The following is a 17818-nucleotide window of genomic DNA, read 5'->3' on the forward strand; positions in this document are numbered from 1 at the left end:
GGAGCTTATACGAAAGCGCGGAAGATTCTGCTATGCGCGAACCCTGACATAGCTGCCGGGCGCGTCCTCGATCGGGGGAAACGCCTCGCTGCCGACCGTGCGGGCCGGGACTTCCTCGGGATCGAGTGCGCCCAGCCATTGCCGCCAGTCCGGCCACCACGAGCCCTTGTGCTCGACCGCGCCCTTCATCCACTCGGCGACGTTGGCGGACTTCGCGTTGTCGTTGGTCCAGTACTGGTATTTGTTCGAGGCGGGCGGATTAACCACGCCGGCGATATGGCCCGAGCCGGACAGCACGTATTTCACCGGGCCGCCGAAGAACTGGGAGCCGTACAGCACCGATTCCGCCGGCGCGATATGGTCTTCGCGGGTTGCGAGATTGTAGATCGGCACCATGACCTTGGAGAGATCGAGCAGGGTGTTGTCCAGCACCAACGTGCCGGTCGAGAGCCGGTTCTCCAGATAGCAATTGCGCAGATAGTAAGAATGGTTCGACGCCGTCATGCGCGTCGCGTCCGAATTCCAGTGCAGCAGGTCGAACGCGCTCGGCTGCTGGCCCTTGAGGTAATTGCTGACGACATAGGACCAGATCAAATCGTTGGAGCGCAGCATGTTGAAGGCCATCGCCATCTTCGAGCCTTCGAGCACGCCCGCCGCCTTCATGTCCTGCTCGAGGGATGCGATCTGCTCCTCGTCAACGAACACGAGCAAATCACCGGCATGGGTGAAGTCGACCTGTGCCGCGAAGAACGTCGCGGAGGCCACGCGCTGGCGGCGCTTCTCGGCGAGCCAGGCCAGCGTGGTCGCGAGCATGGTGCCGCCGACGCAATAGCCGGCGGTGTGCACCTTCATCTCGCCGGTGACCTTCTCGATCACGTCCATCGCCGTGAGCGGGCCTTCCTTCATGTAGTCTTCCCAGCTCTTGGCACCGAGCCGCTTGTCGGGATTGACCCATGAGATCACGAACACGGTGATGCCCTGATCGACGCACCACTTGATGTAGGATTTCTCCGGCTTGAGATCGAGGATGTAGAACTTGTTGATCCAGGGCGGGATGATCAGGAGCGGCGTGCGCAGCACGTTCTCCGTCGCCGGCGCATACTGGATCAGCTGCATCATCTCGTTCTGGTAGATCACCTTGCCGGGCGTCGTCGCCATGTTCACGCCGACGACGAGATTGTCCGGATTGGACTGACGGATCTTCAGCGTGCCCTTGCCGGCGGCGATGTCCTCGGCCAGCATCTTCAGCCCGCGCGCAAGATTTTCGCCGCTGCTGGCCACCGTCGCGCGCAGCACTTCCGGATTGGTCAGCACGAAGTTGGAGGGCGACATCGCGTTGGTGAGCTGCTGGACGTAGAACTCGGCCTTGCGGCGGGTCAGCGGATCGAGCCCCTCGGCGTCGCGCACAAGCTCCTGCGCAAATTTGGTCGTGAGCAGGTAGAGCTGCATCAGGAAATCGAAGAACTGGTTCGACTTCCATTCCGGATCGGCAAAGCGCTTGTCGCGCGGCGACGGCGCGATCGCGGGCGGGGCGTCCTGACCGGCCATGCGGCGCGCCGCCGAGCCCCAGAGATCGAGATAGTCCTTGGCGAGCTTGGTCTGGAGTACGGAGGACCGCGACGTATCCGACAGCCAGTATTCGGCGACGGCAGTGAAGGTCTTGACGACCTCGGTAAGCTCCGCCGGCGGACGATCCTGCACCTCGCCGCTCTCGCGCGGCTTCAGGTACGCGGCGAGCGCCTTGCCGCCGCTTTCCATCGCCCGCGCGACATTTATCGCGAAGGCTTCCGCATCGAACTTCGTCTCGGGTTTGGGCGTATCGGTCGTGGCCATACTCATGAGCAGAACAGTAACGATTCATTCCGTATTCGTCACCGCGAAGCTCGCATGTTTGGCATTAAACACTCTCGAAGATGTGTTGCAGTGCGATAAATTTTCTTGGTTCCGTCACAATCGAGCCGCACCGCTCGGCTTGATGGACCGGGGCTATTTTCTCGCTCGGACCATTTGGGCAGCAATGGTTTGAGCTTGGGCGCGGACTTGGGTAAGGTTGCCCGGGGCCGTGCTTTGGGACGAAGTGGGGATTTCCCTGGTGTTGGCGTTGAGGGACCTGCAAAAGTCGCGACGGATCTGTGGCGCGCTGCTGATGGCGACGCTCGCCCTGGGCGGCTGCTCGAGCCAGCTCGCGGATATGACGCCTTCCGATGCGCAAGCGCATCCCAGGGAGGCCGGTAGCTATCTGCCGGTGCACGATCTGCCGCCGGATCGCGATCAGGCGGTGATGCCGCCGGACCAACGCGCCAAGATCGAGGCCGAACTTGCTGCCGCGCGCGACCGTCAAGCGGTTGCCACCAAGGACGCGAAATAGGGCGCTGCAAGGTAATCGCTGGCGCCTCCGCCTCGCCGTGCTAAAAGACCTTAGTTCAGCCGAGAGTCAGGGCGAACGACTTCAGTCAACGTCGTCGATAATTGCTCTAAGTATTTGATCTTGAGTAATTTTCGCGAGGGATGCGGGCGCCTTTCCGCCTGGTCTTTTATGGCCTGTCGATTCTGTCCTGACCGGTTGCCCGGAGCCGAGAGAGCCATGGAAGAGTTTTACCGCATCCGCCGCCTTCCGCCTTATGTGTTCGAACAGGTCAACCGGGCCAAGGCAGCCGCGCGGAATGCCGGCGCCGACATCATCGACCTCGGCATGGGCAATCCCGACCTGCCGGCGCCGGCGCACGTGCTGGAGAAGCTGAAGGAGACGCTGGGCAAGCCGCGCACCGACCGCTACTCGGCCTCCCGCGGCATTCCCGGGCTGCGCCGGGCCCAGGCCGGCTACTACGCCCGCCGCTTCGGCGTGAAGCTCAATCCCGACACCCAGGTGGTGGCGACGCTCGGCTCCAAGGAGGGGTTTGCCAACGTGGCGCAGGCGATCACCGCGCCCGGCGACGTCATCCTTTGTCCGAATCCGAGCTACCCGATTCACGCCTTCGGCTTCTTGATGGCGGGCGGCGTGATCCGCTCGGTGCCCTCGGAGCCGACGCCGCAATTCTTCGAGGCGGTCGAGCGGGCGATCGTGCATTCGATCCCGAAGCCGCTGGCGCTCGTCGTCTGCTATCCTTCGAACCCGACCGCCTATGTCGCGAGCCTCGACTTCTACAAGGACCTGGTCGCATTCGCGAAGAAGCACGAGATCCTGATCCTGTCCGATCTCGCTTATGCCGAGGTCTATTTCGACGAGAACAACCCGCCTCCGTCGGTGCTCCAGGTGCCGGGCGCGATGGACGTCGCCGTCGAGTTCACCTCGATGTCGAAGACCTATTCGATGGCTGGCTGGCGTATGGGCTTCGCGGTCGGCAACGAGCGCGTGATTGCGGCACTCGGCCGCGTCAAATCCTATCTCGACTACGGTGCGTTCACGCCGATCCAGGTCGCAGCGACCGCCGCGCTGAACGGACCGGACGATTGCATCAAGGAGATGCGCGACACCTACCGCAAGCGGCGCGACGCGCTGGTGGAATCGTTCGGCCGTGCCGGCTGGGAGATCCCGCCGCCGGAAGCGTCGATGTTTGCCTGGGTGCCGCTGCCGGAAGCCTTCCGCAGCGTCGGCAGCATGCAGTTCGCGACCCTGATGGTTGAGAAATCCGGTGTCGCGGTCTCGCCCGGCGTCGGCTTTGGCGAGCATGGTGAAGGATATGTCCGCATCGCCATGGTGGAAAACGAGCAACGGATCAGGCAGGCCGCGCGCGGCGTGCGCCGCTTCCTTGAAAGCGGCATCGAAACGTTGCACAACGTCGTTCCGCTCGCCACTCGGCGTTAAGTTCTCTTCCGCAGGTTTTCCAAGGCATCATGGTTGCACCCCTGAAAGTGGGCATAGCGGGGCTCGGCACCGTGGGCGCCGAAGTTGTCCGTCTGATTGAAACGCAGGCGCGCGTGCTTGCCGGCCGCAGCGGCCGCGGCATCCGGGTGGTCGCCGTCACCGCGCGCTCGAAGGCGAAGAAGCGCGGCGTCGATCTGCGCGGCATCGAATGGGTCAAGGATCCGCTTGCCCTCGCCACGCATCCCGGCATCGACTGCTTCGTCGAGCTGATGGGTGGCTCCGGCGATCCCGCGCTGGCGGCGGTGGAAGCTGCGCTGAACGCCGGCAAGTCCGTTGTCACCGCCAACAAGGCGTTGCTGGCAAAGCACGGCCTCAAGCTGGCAAAGGCCGCCGAAAAGCACGGCGGCGCGCTGAATTTCGAGGCAGCTGTCGGCGCTGCGATCCCTGTCATCAAGACGTTACGCGAAGGTCTTGCCGGAACCGGCATCAACCGGGTCTACGGCATCCTCAACGGCACCTGCAATTACATCCTGACCCGGATGGAGCAGGAGGGCCTGTCCTTCGCCGAATGCCTGAAGGACGCGCAACGGCTCGGCTATGCCGAGGCCAATCCGTCGTTCGACGTCGACGGCCACGATACCGCGCAAAAGCTCGCCATTCTCGCCAGCCTCGCTTTCGGCACGAAAGTTGCTCAAAGCGCGGTGTATGTCGAAGGTATCTCCTCCATCGCGCCGGAAGATCTCCGTGCCGCCGACGATCTTGGTTACCGGCTCAAGCTGCTCGGCGTCGCCGTTCGCACCGCCAAGGGCATCGAGCAGCGCGTCCATCCGACCATGGTTCCGAAATCCTCGTCGATCGCGCAGGTGATGGGTGTCACCAATGCAGTCACGATCGATGGCGAAGGCATCCCGCCGATCACGCTGGTCGGCCCCGGTGCCGGGGGAGCGGCGACCGCATCCGCCGTCGTGGCCGACATCGCCGACGTCGCGCGTGGCATCCGCGCCAATCCGTTCGGCCGGCCGATTTCGCAGCTGCGCGATACCAAGAAGGCGCCGATGGAGCGCCACGAGGGCGGCTACTATATCCGCCTTCTGGCACGCGATTTCCCGGGCACCGCGGCTGCGATCGCGACCCGGCTCGCGGAACAGAAGATTTCGATCGAGTCGATCGTGCAGCGCCATCCCAATGGCGGCGCTGCGCCGGCAGACGGGAAGGCGGTCCCGGTGCCCGTCATCCTCATCACCTATGCCACGCACGAGGACGCCGTGCGCCGCGCGCTCGCGGCCGTGCAGAAGGACAAGGTGATCAGCGGACGGCCGCAGGTGATACGGATCGAGAAGAACTGAGCATGCTTAAGCAATGACACGGTTCGAACGAACTGTGGGTGTTACGAGTTGATGCGGCGGAGATGTCCGTCCAAAACTGTTTCGAAGGAGTGAGCCGATGTCGACCCATATTTCAGTCCCGCCGCAAGCATTGCTCGAGCGCATTCTCACGCTGGAGATCGTGCGGGTGACGGAGCGGGCGGCGGTGTCTTCGGCGCGTCTGCGCGGGCACGGCAACGAGAAGGCGGCCGATCAGGCCGCAGTGGATGCGATGCGGCGCGAGCTCAACAAGCTCCCGATCGAGGGCACGATCGTCATCGGCGAGGGCGAGCGCGACGAGGCGCCGATGCTCTTCATCGGCGAGAAGGTCGGCATGAACGCCGGCCCGCAAGTCGACATCGCGGTCGATCCGCTCGAAGGCACCACGCTGTGCGCCAAGAACATGCCGGGCTCGATTGCCACCATGGCGATGGCCGACGGCGGCACGCTGTTGCACGCCCCCGACGTCTACATGCAGAAGCTCGCGATCGGTCCCGGCTATGACAAGGGCGTCGTCGAGCTCGATGCGACGCCGGCCGAAAACGTCCGCCGCCTCGCCAAGGCCAAGGGCGTCAAGCCGGACGGCATCACCGTTCTCGTGCTCGACCGGCCGCGCCATGCCAGCATCATCGAGAGCGTGCGCTCGACCGGCGCCGCCGTGCGCCTGATCACCGACGGCGATGTCGCCGGCGTGATCCACTGCGCCGACCCTGATAATACCGGCGTCGATATGTATCTCGGCACCGGCGGCGCGCCGGAAGGCGTGCTCGCGGCCGTGGCGCTGCGCTGCATCGGCGGCCAGATGCAGTGCCGTCTCATCCTCGACTCCGACGAGAAGCGGGAGCGCGCCGCCAAGATGGGCGTAAACGATCCCAAGATGATCTACGGCATCGAGGACATGGCGCGCGGCGACTGCCTGTTCGCCGCCACCGGCGTCACCACGGGCTCGCTGCTGTCAGGCGTCAAATTCCGCAAGGACGGCGTGATCGAGACCGAGACGGTGGTGATGCGTTCCGTCACCGGCACCGTACGCTACATCAAGGCCGAGCACCGCGAACTGGCGAAGTTCCATTTGGACTGATTTTCTCCGTCATTCCGGGGCTCGCAAAGCGAGAAGCCGGAATCTCGCGCCACAACTTTTGGATTCCGGGTTCGCGACTTCGTTGCGTCCCGGAATGACAACAAAAAAAATCAGGGGAGCGCCCATGTCTGATCTGTCCGTCGTCAAAGCGCTCGTCTTCGATGTGTTCGGCACCGTCGTCGACTGGCGCACCAGCCTGATCACGGACTTCATGTGGTGGGCGAAGGGCCGCGGCATCTCCGCCGACTGGACCGCACTGGTCGACGGCTGGCGCGGCATGTACATGGCTTCGATGGATGACGTGCGCAAACATCCCGAGCGCGGCTATGTCATGCTCGATGATCTGCATCGCCGCTCGCTGGAAAAGCTGGTCGCGCAATTTTCGATTCGAGGCCTGACCGAAGCCGATCTCGATCACCTCACCAAGGGGTGGCACCGGCTGCACCCGTGGCCCGACAGCGTCGCGGGCCTGACGCGGTTGAAGGCGAAATTCGTGATCTCGCCGCTGTCGAACGGCAATGTCGCGCTGCTGACCAACATGGCGAAGTTCGCAGGGCTTCCCTGGGACCTCATCATGTCGGCCGAGCTGTTCGAGCACTACAAGCCCGATCCCGAAACCTATCTTGGCGCCGCGCGCCTGCTGTGCCTCAAGCCGGAAGAGGTGATGATGGTCGCCGCCCACAACGGCGATCTCGCCGCCGCGCAGAAGAACGGGCTGAAGACGGCCTTCGTGGCGCGGCCAACCGAATACGGTCCGCTCCAGAAAGTCGATTTCGAGGCCACCGGCAATTGGGACATCGTCGCCAGGGATTTTGGCGGAATCGCCGACAAGCTCGGGTGCTAGGGCGGCTGCGACTTTGCAGAGGGCCAAGGCTCAGCGTCGCAGCACGTTCCACGGCGCGAAGGCGTTGTTGACACCCTCGAGCGCCGGTCCGAGTTGCGGCATATGCCGCAGCAGCACCGATTTCATTCCGTTGTTGTGGATCCAGTCCATACCGAAATTGGTGTAGACTTCCGCCCGGTAGTCATCGGTGAAGAACCGGTCGCTCTTCAAACGCCGCGATGCCATCAGGATGAAAATGCGGAAGGCGGTATCGCTGAAGCCAAAACCGTCCGGCAGGTCCTCGGCCAATAGTCCGACCATCAGATCAACGCGATCGACGTCGCCCTTGTAGATCGCGCGCATCTTCCCGGCCGCGCCGGGGATGCTGGTGATTTCCTCGAACGTCTTGACCCGCTTTTTGCCGACCAGTTCGCGGAACCGATTGTAGCGCGGCACGCCGCGCTCGCGATCACGCATAATGTCGATCGCCGCCACGTCGAGCAGCGGCTGGTCGTCTTTCGTGAACCGGCGCAGAAAGTTGGGATAATTGTGGAGGCGAATGGCGCCGGGATGAGCGGTGCCGAACGAGTACAGCAGGTCGACGAAGCCGTGAGTCTGCATGAACTCCCGGGAGGCGCGCCCCTGCATATTGACCAAGTCGCTAGGGGTAATCTCTGTGCTATCGAGCCGCCGTACATCCATCGTTTCGGGGATCAGCGGGTGCAGGCGGTACACGGCGGTGAATTCCTCGGTCATCGCATAGGGCGCGCTGTGCTGATCCGTCGGAGAGCCGATGATGCCTAAGGCGGCTTCGCTGTTCTTGCCGAGCACGGCGCGCAGCACCCGGCACGGGATCCCCGACCAGTTGGCGTGCATGCCGAAGTCCAGTGCGGGATGGCCGAGGATGCCTGGCGTCCATTCGACGGTGTGGATCTTGGCGATCAGGGCCGCGTTGATCAGGCGAGCGCGCTGGAATAGCTCCTGGTCCTTCCAGGTCGGATACCGCGCCTTCAAGCCGTCGCAGATGACATTGTGCTCGCGTGCGAAGAGGTTGTGCAGCAGGCTGAGCCCCACCCACCAATTGTCGTTGAAGCCGGTGAGATCGGCGCCCGGATGCACCGGATCGGCTGGAAGCATCCCATCATTGCCGACTGCGATCTTCCCATCTGCCCGCGAACGGATCTGCATCTGCCTCGCGCGGTCGCTGCCGTAGATCTGTCCGGCATCCCACCAGTGCGAGTTGAGGTTGCGGAACGTGGGGGTCGCGCCGAGCCATCGTTCACGTGGCGTCTCGTCGCAAACGGTCCGACGGATCTTCATACAGCCGTCGATCCGCTCATCCGCAGGCCATTCGTCGTTTGGCTTCAGCGGAATTTTGAACTCGTTTCCCGACTTAGGGGCCCCATGGCTGAACCAATTATGGGTTTCGAACTGGATCCAGGCGGCGGCCAGCAGATTGAGGCTGGTCGCGGGAATGAACTCGCGGCGCGCCAGCAACTCCTCCGAGATCACGCGCGGACTGGGTTCGAGCAGGTCGTCCAGGCGGTCCGGCACGCATTCGGGCAGCGCGAAATTGCGTCCGAACCGAGCGCCAGCCATCCCCATGCGCGGATGGTCGAGGCTGTTGAACGAGCCGTCGGCGGAACGCCAGCGGTCATTGCCCGTGCTCCAGCGAGGCAATGTCGTGCCGTAGCCGGTATGGTGCAGATTGTGCTCCCGCAGCCGATCGCGGAACGCCGAGAGATTGGCAGCTCCGAGCAGCCTCGGCAGTTTGTCCCATCTGACAAAGAAGTTGATGGCCCGATAGACAACATCCGGGACCCATTGGAGCAGGCCACGATGGAAGACAAAACCATCGTTCTCGCGGGACATTGACGCTCCCAAACAAATTCACGTCAATAAATTCGATTTGCAATTAGTAGATGTAGTTCAATAACACCAAAATGTCCGCTTGCCAACGCCGCCGGAGACATTGCGGATTGTAGTTGCTTGCCGGTCATCCGGACGGCGGTGATCGTTCGGATGGTCCGGGCGGCGCTTGCGTCACCCGGACCTGATCCGGCGATTACAACGTCATCTGCATCGGTTCGGGATAATAATGGAATCCTTCGCCGGCCTTGGCAACGTGACCATAGCCCGGCCAGGCGAAGTGATACGACATCACCGGCACCTTGTTCGCCGCAAGCATGGTCAGCAGTTTCACGCGCGACTCGGCCGCCTGCTTGGGATCGGTGTCGTAGGAGAATTCCATCCGCGGCCGCTCCAGTAGCAGCACCGAATGATGCGAGAGGTCGCCCATGAAGGCGAAGGACTTGCCGGCCGACGAGACCATGAAGATGGTGTGGCCGACGGTATGACCGGGGGCCGAGATCGCCTGCACGCCCGGCAGGAATTCCTGGCCGTCCTTGAAGAACACGATGCGGTCGCGCACCGGCAGCAGGTTCTTGCGGGCGTGAACGACGAAATCCTTGGCGTCGCTGCCGAGCTTGCCTTCGTCGGTCCAGAAGTCGAAATCGGTCTGCGAGATGTAGATCTGCGCGTTCGGAAACAGCGGCTTGCCGCCGTCGTCCACGATGCCGCCGATGTGGTCGATATGGGCATGTGAGCAGACCACCGCATCGATGTCCCCGGGCTTGATGCCGGCCTCGGTCATGCTCTTCTGCTGCCGGCCGGTGGTGGCGCCGAACAGCTTGGAGCTGCCCATGCCGGTATCGAACAGGATGAGCTTGTCGCCGGTGTTGACGATCGGCGAGTTCTGTTCGAGCACGACATTGTCCGGCGACAGGAAATTGTCGGCGAGCATCTTCTTCACCTCTTCCTTGGGAACGCCGGTGAAGGTCCCGGAGGGGTCGCCGAGCGGAAGCGGTCCGTCGGAGACGATCGTGACTTCGGCATCGCCGAGAACGAAGCGGTGCCAGTAAGGCGTCTGGGTGCCGAGCTTGGGAGCGCGCCCCATCGCGCTGCTGCCGAGCATTGCGCTGGCACCAAGGCCAGCCCCGAGGGCAAACAAGGACCGACGTGAGACATCGATTGTCATGCGTTTCCTCCGCTTTTGTGTTTTGTTTTGCGCAATTGTTCGCGCGTTACCTTCGGCCTGCGCCGATCGCCTCGCATCAGCACGATCCGACCGATGCAGTCAAATGCAATCAATGATTGTGTCGCGATTGTGTCTCTTGACCGAGCGTTGTGGCGGGACCGCAGGTTTCTTTCTGCGTGGCGAATGCCGTCTCACGCAATCCGCGGCACCAGGTCACTGCCTTCCGTTTCGGCAAAGCCCGCCTGCAAAACCTCTTCGCGCTTGTGGCGTAGATGCGCGCGCAGGATATGGGCGAGGCCGACGCCGTCGCGCCTCTGCAGTGCATTCAGGATGGCGTCATGCTCCTGCACTGCGACCGCCCAGCGCTCGGGCGTCATCGGCGTGACATAACGCGCGCGCCGGATGCGCGCGGTCACGGACGCATACAACCCCGCGAGCACCGGGTTGCCGGCCGCAGCGACGATGCCTTCGTGAATGGCGCGGTTGCCGCGATAGTACTGGATGAGGTCGCCATCACGATAATGCCGCACCATGTCTGCGTGCGCGGCGGCGATCGCGTCGATCTCGGCATCGGTGATGCGTTCGCAGGCGAGTTCGCCGGCGAGCGCCTCGAGACCCTGGCAGACCTCGAACAGGTCGCGCATGTCCTTGTCGGTCAGTTTTGCCGCACGCGAGCCACGGTGGGGCAGGAGCTGCACGAGCCCTTCGGCGGCGAGCACCTTGAGCGCCTCGCGTAGCGGCGTGCGCGATATCTGGAGCCGCTCGCACAGCTCACGCTCGGGAATCCGCGCGCCCGGCGGGATTTCGCCGTCGAGCAGGATGGCCCGGATGCGGCCGACGACTTCCTCATGAAGCATGGGCCTGAAGTCCATTTGAATGCAAAAATGAAGATATATGCGGATTAAGGCAAGTTCCAGCTTGTAAATCGTCAATTTTGCATTCAAAAATGTAGAAAAGCAGAAGGACATGAGGAAATGGACCAGCAGGTGGTGGCGGAAGACCTCGTTTTCGAGTGCCAGGACGGTATCGGGCGGATCACCTTCAATCGTCCGCAGGCCCGCAACGCCTTCACCTTCGCGATGTACGAGCGGCTTGCCGCGATCTGCGAGGAGATCAACGACGATCAGTCGATCAAGGTGCTGGTGCTGCGCGGGGCAGGCGAAAAGGCGTTTGCCGCGGGCACCGACATCAATCAGTTCCGCGATTTCAAGTCGCCGCAGGACGCGGTCGACTACGAGAACCGCATCGATCGGGTGCTGACCACACTCGAACAGTGCCGCGTGCCGACGATCGCCGCGATCAACGGGTTCTGCACCGGCGGCGGCGCCGGCATTGCCGCGGCCTGCGACCTCCGCATCGGCACCCAAAGCGCGAAAATCGGCTTTCCCATTGCCCGCACGCTCGGCAATTGCCTGTCGATGTCCAATGTCAGTCGTCTCACCGCGCTGATCGGCGCTGCCCGTGTCAAGGATCTGATCTTCACCGCGCGCCTGGTCGACGCGACGGAGGCCGCCAGCGTCGGGCTGCTCGGCGAGATCGTCGAGGATCTCGCCGCGCTCGACCGGCGCGCGGATGAGGTTGCCCGGCTGCTCGCCAGCCACGCGCCGCTGACGCTGAATGCGACCAAGCAGGCCGTGGCGCGCCTGCAAAGGCGGCTGACGCCGGACGAGGGCGAGGACCTCATCCTGATGTGCTACACGAGCCAGGATTTTCGCGAAGGGCTCGATGCTTTCCTCACCAAGCGGGCGCCGCAATGGCGCGGCCAATAGGAGGCCCCGATGCAAAGAGATCGATCGCAATCAACCTCCGCCCGTTCGGGGCCGCTTGCCGGCCTCAAGGTCATCGACCTCACCCATGTCATGGCAGGGCCGACCTGCACCTTGATGCTGGCCGACATGGGCGCCGACGTGATCAAGATCGAGAAATCGCCGAACGGTGACGATACCCGCCATTCGGTGCCGCCTAAGATTGGCGACGAGGCGGCCTCCTTTCTGATGATGAACCGCAACAAGCGCGGCATCGTGCTGGATCTGAAGACCGATGGCGGCAAGCAGGTGTTGCGGCGGCTGATCGCGGGCGCCGACGTGCTGGTCGAGAACTTTGCGCCGGGCGCCATGGAGCGCCTCGGCTTCGGCTATGAAGACCTGCACAAGCAGCATCCAGCGCTGATCTATTGCTCGCTGTCGGGCTTCGGCCGCACCGGGCCCTACAAGCATCGCCGCGGCTTCGATCTGGTCGCCCAGGCCATGAGCGGCATCATGAGCTTCACGGGCGAACGTCCCGATGGTCCGCCCGTGAAATGCGGCCCGCCGCTGTCCGACATCACCGCCGGCCTGCTGGCGAGCATGGGCATCCTCGCAGCCTACACGCACCGTCTCAAGACCGGCGAAGGGCAGTGGGTCGAGACCTCGCTCTATGAGGCCGCGCTGGTGCAGACCTACTGGCAGTCGACTATCGCGCTCGCCGCGGGCACCGCGCCGCGCGCGATGGGTTCGGCCCATCCGCTCAACGCGCCATATCAGGCCTTCGAGGCCTCCGACGGCTGGCTGGTGGTCGGCGGCGCCAACAAGAAGCACTGGCTGTTGATGCTGGACGCGCTCGGTGCGAGCGAGCTCGCATCCGATCCGCGTTTCATCAACGGCGCCGACCGCATGGCCAATCTGAAGGAGCTCGAAGCTGTCCTGAGCGAGCGCTTCCGCACCCGGACGCGGGCGCACTGGCTTGCTGCGCTGGACGAGAAGGGCGTGCCGTGCGGACCCGTGCACGACATGCTGGAGGCGCTCAGTGATCCGCAGACGCTGGCGCGCGAGATGGTCGTCGAGGTCGAGCATTCCACGCTCGGTCCGGTGAAGACGATCGGCTTGCCGGTCAAGTTTTCGGAGACCCCAGGCAAAGTGCGCACGGGCGCGCCGGTCTACGGTGAGCATACAAGCGAGGTGCTGGTCGAGCACGGGTTCGACCAGAAGCAGATCGAAGCGCTCGAAAAAGAAGGCGCAATCGTGCTGGCATCGGGAAGACGCGAGGAACGCGTCGCCTGACCGGACGTCGAAAAGAACAAGAGACAAAAATCAGCTGGAGGACATCATGGGTCGGACGTCAAAACTTCTGCTCTCCGCCGCCGCAACCGTGCTCGCCGGCACGGTGCCGGCGCTCAGCGCCTGGCAGCCGCAAAAGCCGATCGAGTTCGTGGCGACCGCCGGGCCCGGCGGCGGCACCGACAATCTCGCGCGCGCCGTGCAGAACATCATCACCAAGCACAAGCTGGTGGAGCAGCCGATCGTCGTCGTCAACAAGGGCGGGGGCAGCGGAGCGGAAGGCTATGTCTACGGCAAGGCATCCGCCGGCGATCCCTACAAGGTGATCTTCGGCACGTCGAATGCCTGGCAGCAGCCGCTCGTCTCCAAGGTCGCCTTCAACTACACCGATCTCACTGCCATCGCGGCAATGGCGCAGGACGAGTTCCTGCTCTGGGTCAAGCAGGACGCGCCCTACAAGACGGCGGGCGACTATCTGAAGGCGGCCGCATCGGGCGAATTCAAGATGGGCGGCGCGCAGTCGAAGGATACCGACGAGGTGCTGACCCGCATGATCGAGAAGGCCGGCCACATCAAGCTGACCTACATCCCCTTCAAAAGCGGGGCCGAGACTGCCGTGCAGCTCGCCGGCGGACACCTCGACTCCCACGTCAACAATCCCAGCGAAAGCATCGGGCAATGGCGCGGTGGGACGCAACGGCCGCTTTGCGTTTTCAGCCCGAAGAGGCTGCCGCAGGGCGCCAAGGTCACCGCGACCGAAGGCTGGGGCGACGTTCCGACGTGCGTCGAGCAGGGTCTCGACATCAAGCAATATGAGCAGCCGCGGACGGTGTGGCTTCCCGGCAAGGTCACCCCGGACCAGGCCGCGTTCTATGTCGACCTGATGAAGAAGGTGCAGGCGACACCGGACTGGAAGGATTACATCGAGAAAACCTCCCAGGTCGACACGTTCCTGACCGGCGCCGATTTCGACAAGTTCATCAAGGAGGACCTCGAGCACGTCAAGCAGGTCGCGGGCGAGCAGGGCTGGTTGGTCAAGTGAGGCGGCGCAAGCCTCCAACCCCTCCGTCGTCCCGGCCTAGTGCGCAATTGCGCACTAGGCCGGGACGACACCGAGCGTTGGGGAACATGTGCGCCATAGCCGGCCATTGTACTTAGCCTGACCGGAGCCTCCCATGATATCGCGCCGCGCCCTCGAACTTGCGACCGCAATCCTCACCGGCAGCTTTGGTGTGGCCGTCGTTGTCTCCAGCCTCGATAACGGTATCGGCTGGTCGAGCGCGGGCGTGGACGCCGGCACGTTCCCGTTCCTGACCGGCATCATCATCTTGCTTGGAAGTCTCTACAATCTGGTGCGCGGTTTGATGCCGGTTACGTCACTGGCGAATGTCCCCATCGCGATCACGTCGATTGAGTTGCGCCGCCTTGCCGGCCTGTTCGTGCCGGCGGCAATTTTTGTGGCTGCGATCCCGTTGGCCGGGATGTACGTCGCCTCAGCCCTGTACATCTTCGCGGTGCTGGCGATCCCCCGACAACAATCCGTGCCGCGCGCGCTTGGCATGGCGGCGGCGACGGCGCTCGCGCTCTACATCGTGTTCGAGCGCATGTTCCAGGTGAGCTTGCCGCACGGCGCGCTCGCCGCGGCCTTCGGCTTCTGACGGAGAGGCCGATGGACAATCTCCAGGAACTCCTTCACGGCTTTAGCATCGCGATCACGCTGCCGCATCTGGCGCTGATGGTGATCGGCGTGCTGCTCGGCATTCTTGTCGGCGTGCTGCCCGGGCTGGGTGCTCCGAACGGGGTGTCGCTGCTGCTACCGCTGACCTTCGGCATGCAGCCGGTCTCCGCCATCATCCTGCTCTCCAGCATGTATTGGGGCGCGTTGTTCGGCGGATCCGTGACCTCGATCCTGTTCAACATCCCGGGCGAGCCGTCGTCTGTCGCCACCACCTTCGACGGCTACCCGATGGCGCGCGACGGCCGTCCGACCACGGCCCTCGCCACCGCGTTCGGCTCGGCGGCTTTCGGCGCGCTGATCGGCGTCATCCTCATCACCTTCCTCGCATCATGGGTGGCGCAGGTCGCACTCGCCTTCGGGCCGGCGGAATATTTCGCGGTCTATTTCCTGGCCTTCGCCAGCTTCGTCGGCATGGGCGGGGCGGCGCCGATCAAGACCGTCGTCGCGCTGGCGATCGGCTTCGCCATTGCCGCCATCGGCATCGACACCGTTTCCGGCAGCGTGCGTCTCACCATGGGCGTCGACGAACTGGTCAAGGGCGTGAACTTCGTTGTCGCGGTGATGGGGCTGTTCGGCATTGGCGAGCTGCTCGTCGCCGTCGAAGAGGAGTTTCATGCCCGCGCGGTCTCGTCGAAGATAGAGTGGCGCGAGGTATTTCGCGCGATCGGCCGCCTGCCGCAGCATAGTGTGGCACTGCTGCGCAGCGCGGCCATCGGATGCTGGATGGGGATCACGCCAGGCGGCCCGACCGCGGCATCCTTCATGAGCTACGGCATCGCCCGCCGCTTCTCGCGCCGCGGCCGATACTTCGGCACCGGAGAGGTCGAGGGCATCATCTCGCCGGAGACGGCCGATCATGCCGCCGGCACCAGCGCGCTTCTGCCCATGCTCTCGCTCGGCATTCCCGGCTCGGCCACTGCGGCCGTCATGATGGGCGGGCTGATGATCTGGGGCCTCAATCCCGGGCCGATGCTGTTCGTGGACCAGAAGGACTTCGTCTGGGGCCTGATTGCCTCGATGTACGTCGGCAACATCGTCGCCGTCGTGCTGGTGCTGCTGACCGTGCCGGTCTTCGCCGCCCTGATGCGGATTCCCTTCGTGATCATCGCGCCGCTGATCGTGATCATCTGCGTCGTCGGCGCCTATTCGGTGTCGAACTCCTATCTCGATGTCGTCATGATGCTCGGCTTCGGCATCGTCGGCTACCTCTTCAAGAAGCTGTTCTATCCGCTGGCGCCGCTCGTGCTCGCGATCGTCATCGGCGACAAGGCCGAGGATGCGTTTCGCCAGTCGATGCTGATGTCCAAGGGATCGCTCGGGATATTCTTCGCCAACAAGCTCGTGACGTGCCTGATCGTGGCCGGCATCGTGCTGTTGCTGCTCCCGCTCGTGCTGCAGCTTGCGCGCCTGGTGCGCAAGCCTGCGCCGTCCGCTGACGAGATTACAGCCCAAGAGAGAGCTCAAGAGACCGCTCGGGAGAAAGTGATCATATGACCGCACAGCCGCTCATTGCATTGGCAATGGGAGATCCCGCCGGCATCAGCCCGGAATTGACCGCCAAGCTCGTGGTGCAGGACGACATCCGCGCGCGCAGCCGGATCGTCGTGATCGGCGACCGCCGCATCTTCGACGAAGGCGCGCGCATTGCCGGCGTCAAGCCAGAGCTGACAACAGTGGAGCAGGGGGCCGATCTGCGCCTGGCGGAGGGCGAAACGCTGTTCGTCGATCTCGGGCACCTCGATCCCAGCGACGTCCAACAGGGGGTCGCGAGCCTCGCCGGCGGCAGGTTCGCGCTTGCCAACTACAAGCAGGCGCTCGAGCTCGGCCGCGACGGCAGGGTCGATGCCGTCTGCTTCACGCCGTTCAACAAGCAGGCGATGCGGCTGGCCCGCGCCGAGTATGACGACGAGATCGCGTTCTCCGCGGAAGTGGTCGGGCTCAAAACCCCCGCAAGCGAGTTCAACGTGCTGGACCGGCTCTGGAACGCCCGCGTGACGTCCCATATCCCGCTCAAGGACGTCGCCGCGCGACTGTCCGGCGAACGCATCCATCGCGCGCTCAAGCTGACCGATGTGTGCATGCGCAATGCCGGCTTCGCCCGGCCGCGCATCGCGGTCGCCGGTCTCAATCCGCATGCCGGCGACGGCGGCAATTTCGGCCGTGAGGAGATCGATGTCATCGCGCCCGTGGTCGCGGCCGGCCAGCGCGAGGGCATTGCCGCCGAGGGGCCGTTCCCGGCCGACACGGTGTTCCTGCGCGCCAAGGGCGGCGCCTTCGATGCGGTGCTGACGATGTATCATGACCAGGGCCAGATCGCGATGAAGCTGATGGGCTTTGATCGCGGCGTGACGTTGCTCGGCGGCTTTCCGTTCCCGATCTGCACGCCCGCCCACGGCACCGCCTATGACATCGCGGGCCAGGGCATTGCATCAATCGGTGCCAGCCGCGCCGCGGTGTTGCTCGCCGCGGAGATGGCCGCTCCGCGAGCCACCTGATTACACGCGATGACCTGGCGTTACTTCGCGACAGGCGTCACGAGCTCCTTGTCAGCAGTATCCACGACAAAGACCGCCAACAGCTTCGCGGGCTCGGTGTCGCTGGCATTGGCGCTGACGGCGTGGCGGTCGCCGGGCTTTTCAGAAAAGTTCTCTCCCTTGTGATAAACCTTGGCAGGCTCGTCATTGACCTGGCTGCGGATCGCTCCTTCCAGGATTGTGGCATAGATGAATGCGGAGCGCGGGTGCATGTGGGCGGGCGAGGAGCCTCCTGGGCCGTACTCGACCAGCACGCCCTTCATGCTCTTGCCGGGGACGTTGGGCAGCGCCTGGTCGAACACGACGGTCACCTTGGCCGTGGGTGTCGCCGTCTCGGCGGCATGGGCCGTCAGGAATGATGCGGCATAAACAGCGGTTGCGATCAGCAATCTGCGCATGGG

General features: G+C 63.8%; 16 protein-coding genes. 11 read left to right on the forward strand and 5 right to left on the reverse strand.

All coding sequences use genetic code 11. The annotated features are described in order from the left end of the window. Positions 1–30: 30 nt before the first annotated feature. Positions 31–1839 carry a class I poly(R)-hydroxyalkanoic acid synthase gene (phaC, locus tag IVB45_RS17140; RefSeq protein WP_247361198.1) on the reverse strand — a complete coding sequence of 603 codons (1809 nt, stop codon included), beginning with the start codon at positions 1837–1839 and terminating at the stop codon, positions 31–33. A gap of 253 nt (positions 1840–2092) precedes the next feature. Between phaC and IVB45_RS17145 the strand changes: the two genes are divergently transcribed. From IVB45_RS17145 to IVB45_RS17165, 5 genes are all read left to right on the forward strand, one after another. Further along, entirely contained in the window at positions 2093–2368 is a 276-nt protein-coding gene (locus IVB45_RS17145; RefSeq protein WP_027517741.1) for a hypothetical protein, read from the forward strand. A 216-nt stretch (positions 2369–2584) separates the two neighbouring features. Continuing rightward, positions 2585–3805 carry an LL-diaminopimelate aminotransferase gene (locus IVB45_RS17150; RefSeq protein ID WP_027569882.1) on the forward strand — a complete coding sequence of 407 codons (1221 nt, stop codon included), beginning with the start codon at positions 2585–2587 and terminating at the stop codon, positions 3803–3805. A 29-nt stretch (positions 3806–3834) separates the two neighbouring features. Then, a complete protein-coding gene (locus IVB45_RS17155) occupies positions 3835–5151 on the forward strand; it encodes a homoserine dehydrogenase (RefSeq protein WP_247286182.1) in 1317 nt (438 codons plus the stop codon). A 97-nt stretch (positions 5152–5248) separates the two neighbouring features. Continuing rightward, the gene (gene glpX / locus IVB45_RS17160; protein WP_007609885.1) at positions 5249–6250 is read left to right on the forward strand and encodes a class II fructose-bisphosphatase; all 1002 of its coding nucleotides are present in this window, start codon (positions 5249–5251) and stop codon (positions 6248–6250) included. A gap of 124 nt (positions 6251–6374) precedes the next feature. Continuing rightward, the gene (locus IVB45_RS17165; RefSeq protein ID WP_247361197.1) at positions 6375–7094 is read left to right on the forward strand and encodes a haloacid dehalogenase type II; all 720 of its coding nucleotides are present in this window, start codon (positions 6375–6377) and stop codon (positions 7092–7094) included. A 30-nt stretch (positions 7095–7124) separates the two neighbouring features. On the opposite strand, the gene IVB45_RS17170 is transcribed toward IVB45_RS17165, so the two are convergent. From IVB45_RS17170 to IVB45_RS17180, 3 genes are all read right to left on the reverse strand, one after another. Then, entirely contained in the window at positions 7125–8906 is a 1782-nt protein-coding gene (locus IVB45_RS17170) for a peroxidase family protein (RefSeq protein WP_247501294.1), read from the reverse strand. Positions 8907–9138: 232 nt separating this feature from the next. Beyond that, on the reverse strand, positions 9139–10110 hold the full coding sequence (locus IVB45_RS17175) for an MBL fold metallo-hydrolase (protein ID WP_247361195.1): 972 nt from the start codon (positions 10108–10110) through the stop codon (positions 9139–9141). Between the two features lie 191 nt (positions 10111–10301). Further along, positions 10302–10982: a GntR family transcriptional regulator gene (locus tag IVB45_RS17180; protein ID WP_247361396.1), complete on the reverse strand. Its 681-nt coding sequence runs from the start codon at positions 10980–10982 to the stop codon at positions 10302–10304. A gap of 102 nt (positions 10983–11084) precedes the next feature. Between IVB45_RS17180 and IVB45_RS17185 the strand changes: the two genes are divergently transcribed. From IVB45_RS17185 to IVB45_RS17210, 6 genes are all read left to right on the forward strand, one after another. Beyond that, entirely contained in the window at positions 11085–11879 is a 795-nt protein-coding gene (locus IVB45_RS17185; protein ID WP_247361193.1) for an enoyl-CoA hydratase/isomerase family protein, read from the forward strand. 9 nt (positions 11880–11888) lie between these two features. Next, the gene (locus IVB45_RS17190) at positions 11889–13148 is read left to right on the forward strand and encodes a CoA transferase (protein WP_247361191.1); all 1260 of its coding nucleotides are present in this window, start codon (positions 11889–11891) and stop codon (positions 13146–13148) included. 46 nt (positions 13149–13194) lie between these two features. Next, the gene (locus tag IVB45_RS17195) at positions 13195–14187 is read left to right on the forward strand and encodes a tripartite tricarboxylate transporter substrate-binding protein (RefSeq protein WP_247286177.1); all 993 of its coding nucleotides are present in this window, start codon (positions 13195–13197) and stop codon (positions 14185–14187) included. 133 nt (positions 14188–14320) lie between these two features. Continuing rightward, entirely contained in the window at positions 14321–14803 is a 483-nt protein-coding gene (locus IVB45_RS17200; RefSeq protein ID WP_247434487.1) for a tripartite tricarboxylate transporter TctB family protein, read from the forward strand. 11 nt (positions 14804–14814) lie between these two features. After that, positions 14815–16377, forward strand: coding sequence for a tripartite tricarboxylate transporter permease (locus IVB45_RS17205; RefSeq protein ID WP_247361185.1), 1563 nt, complete (start codon positions 14815–14817; stop codon positions 16375–16377). Beyond that, a complete protein-coding gene (locus IVB45_RS17210; RefSeq protein ID WP_247361182.1) occupies positions 16374–17378 on the forward strand; it encodes a 4-hydroxythreonine-4-phosphate dehydrogenase PdxA in 1005 nt (334 codons plus the stop codon). The genes IVB45_RS17205 and IVB45_RS17210 overlap by 4 nt, the downstream gene beginning before the upstream one ends. A gap of 20 nt (positions 17379–17398) precedes the next feature. Here the strand turns inward: IVB45_RS17210 and IVB45_RS17215 are convergent, their stop codons facing one another. Further along, entirely contained in the window at positions 17399–17815 is a 417-nt protein-coding gene (locus IVB45_RS17215; RefSeq protein ID WP_027569894.1) for a cupin domain-containing protein, read from the reverse strand. Between the last annotated feature and the right edge of the window lie 3 nt (positions 17816–17818).

Origin of the sequence: Bradyrhizobium sp. 4 (genome assembly GCF_023100905.1) — a bacterium.
In the GTDB taxonomy this organism is placed as follows: Bacteria; Pseudomonadota; Alphaproteobacteria; order Rhizobiales; family Xanthobacteraceae; genus Bradyrhizobium.

Excerpts from the sequence above, each read along its gene's own strand:
- IVB45_RS17185 (WP_247361193.1), top strand. The coding sequence starts at position 11,085 with ATGGACCAGCAGGTGGTGGCGGAAGACCTCGTTTTCGAGTGCCAGGAC.
- IVB45_RS17205 (WP_247361185.1), top strand. The coding sequence starts at position 14,815 with ATGGACAATCTCCAGGAACTCCTTCACGGCTTTAGCATCGCGATCACG.
- IVB45_RS17150 (WP_027569882.1), top strand. The coding sequence starts at position 2,585 with ATGGAAGAGTTTTACCGCATCCGCCGCCTTCCGCCTTATGTGTTCGAA.
- phaC (WP_247361198.1), bottom strand. The coding sequence starts at position 1,839 with ATGAGTATGGCCACGACCGATACGCCCAAACCCGAGACGAAGTTCGAT.
- glpX (WP_007609885.1), top strand. The coding sequence starts at position 5,249 with ATGTCGACCCATATTTCAGTCCCGCCGCAAGCATTGCTCGAGCGCATT.
- IVB45_RS17175 (WP_247361195.1), bottom strand. The coding sequence starts at position 10,110 with ATGACAATCGATGTCTCACGTCGGTCCTTGTTTGCCCTCGGGGCTGGC.
- IVB45_RS17195 (WP_247286177.1), top strand. The coding sequence starts at position 13,195 with ATGGGTCGGACGTCAAAACTTCTGCTCTCCGCCGCCGCAACCGTGCTC.
- IVB45_RS17180 (WP_247361396.1), bottom strand. The coding sequence starts at position 10,982 with ATGGACTTCAGGCCCATGCTTCATGAGGAAGTCGTCGGCCGCATCCGG.
- IVB45_RS17155 (WP_247286182.1), top strand. The coding sequence starts at position 3,835 with ATGGTTGCACCCCTGAAAGTGGGCATAGCGGGGCTCGGCACCGTGGGC.
- IVB45_RS17165 (WP_247361197.1), top strand. The coding sequence starts at position 6,375 with ATGTCTGATCTGTCCGTCGTCAAAGCGCTCGTCTTCGATGTGTTCGGC.
- IVB45_RS17215 (WP_027569894.1), bottom strand. The coding sequence starts at position 17,815 with ATGCGCAGATTGCTGATCGCAACCGCTGTTTATGCCGCATCATTCCTG.
- IVB45_RS17200 (WP_247434487.1), top strand. The coding sequence starts at position 14,321 with ATGATATCGCGCCGCGCCCTCGAACTTGCGACCGCAATCCTCACCGGC.
- IVB45_RS17190 (WP_247361191.1), top strand. The coding sequence starts at position 11,889 with ATGCAAAGAGATCGATCGCAATCAACCTCCGCCCGTTCGGGGCCGCTT.
- IVB45_RS17210 (WP_247361182.1), top strand. The coding sequence starts at position 16,374 with ATGACCGCACAGCCGCTCATTGCATTGGCAATGGGAGATCCCGCCGGC.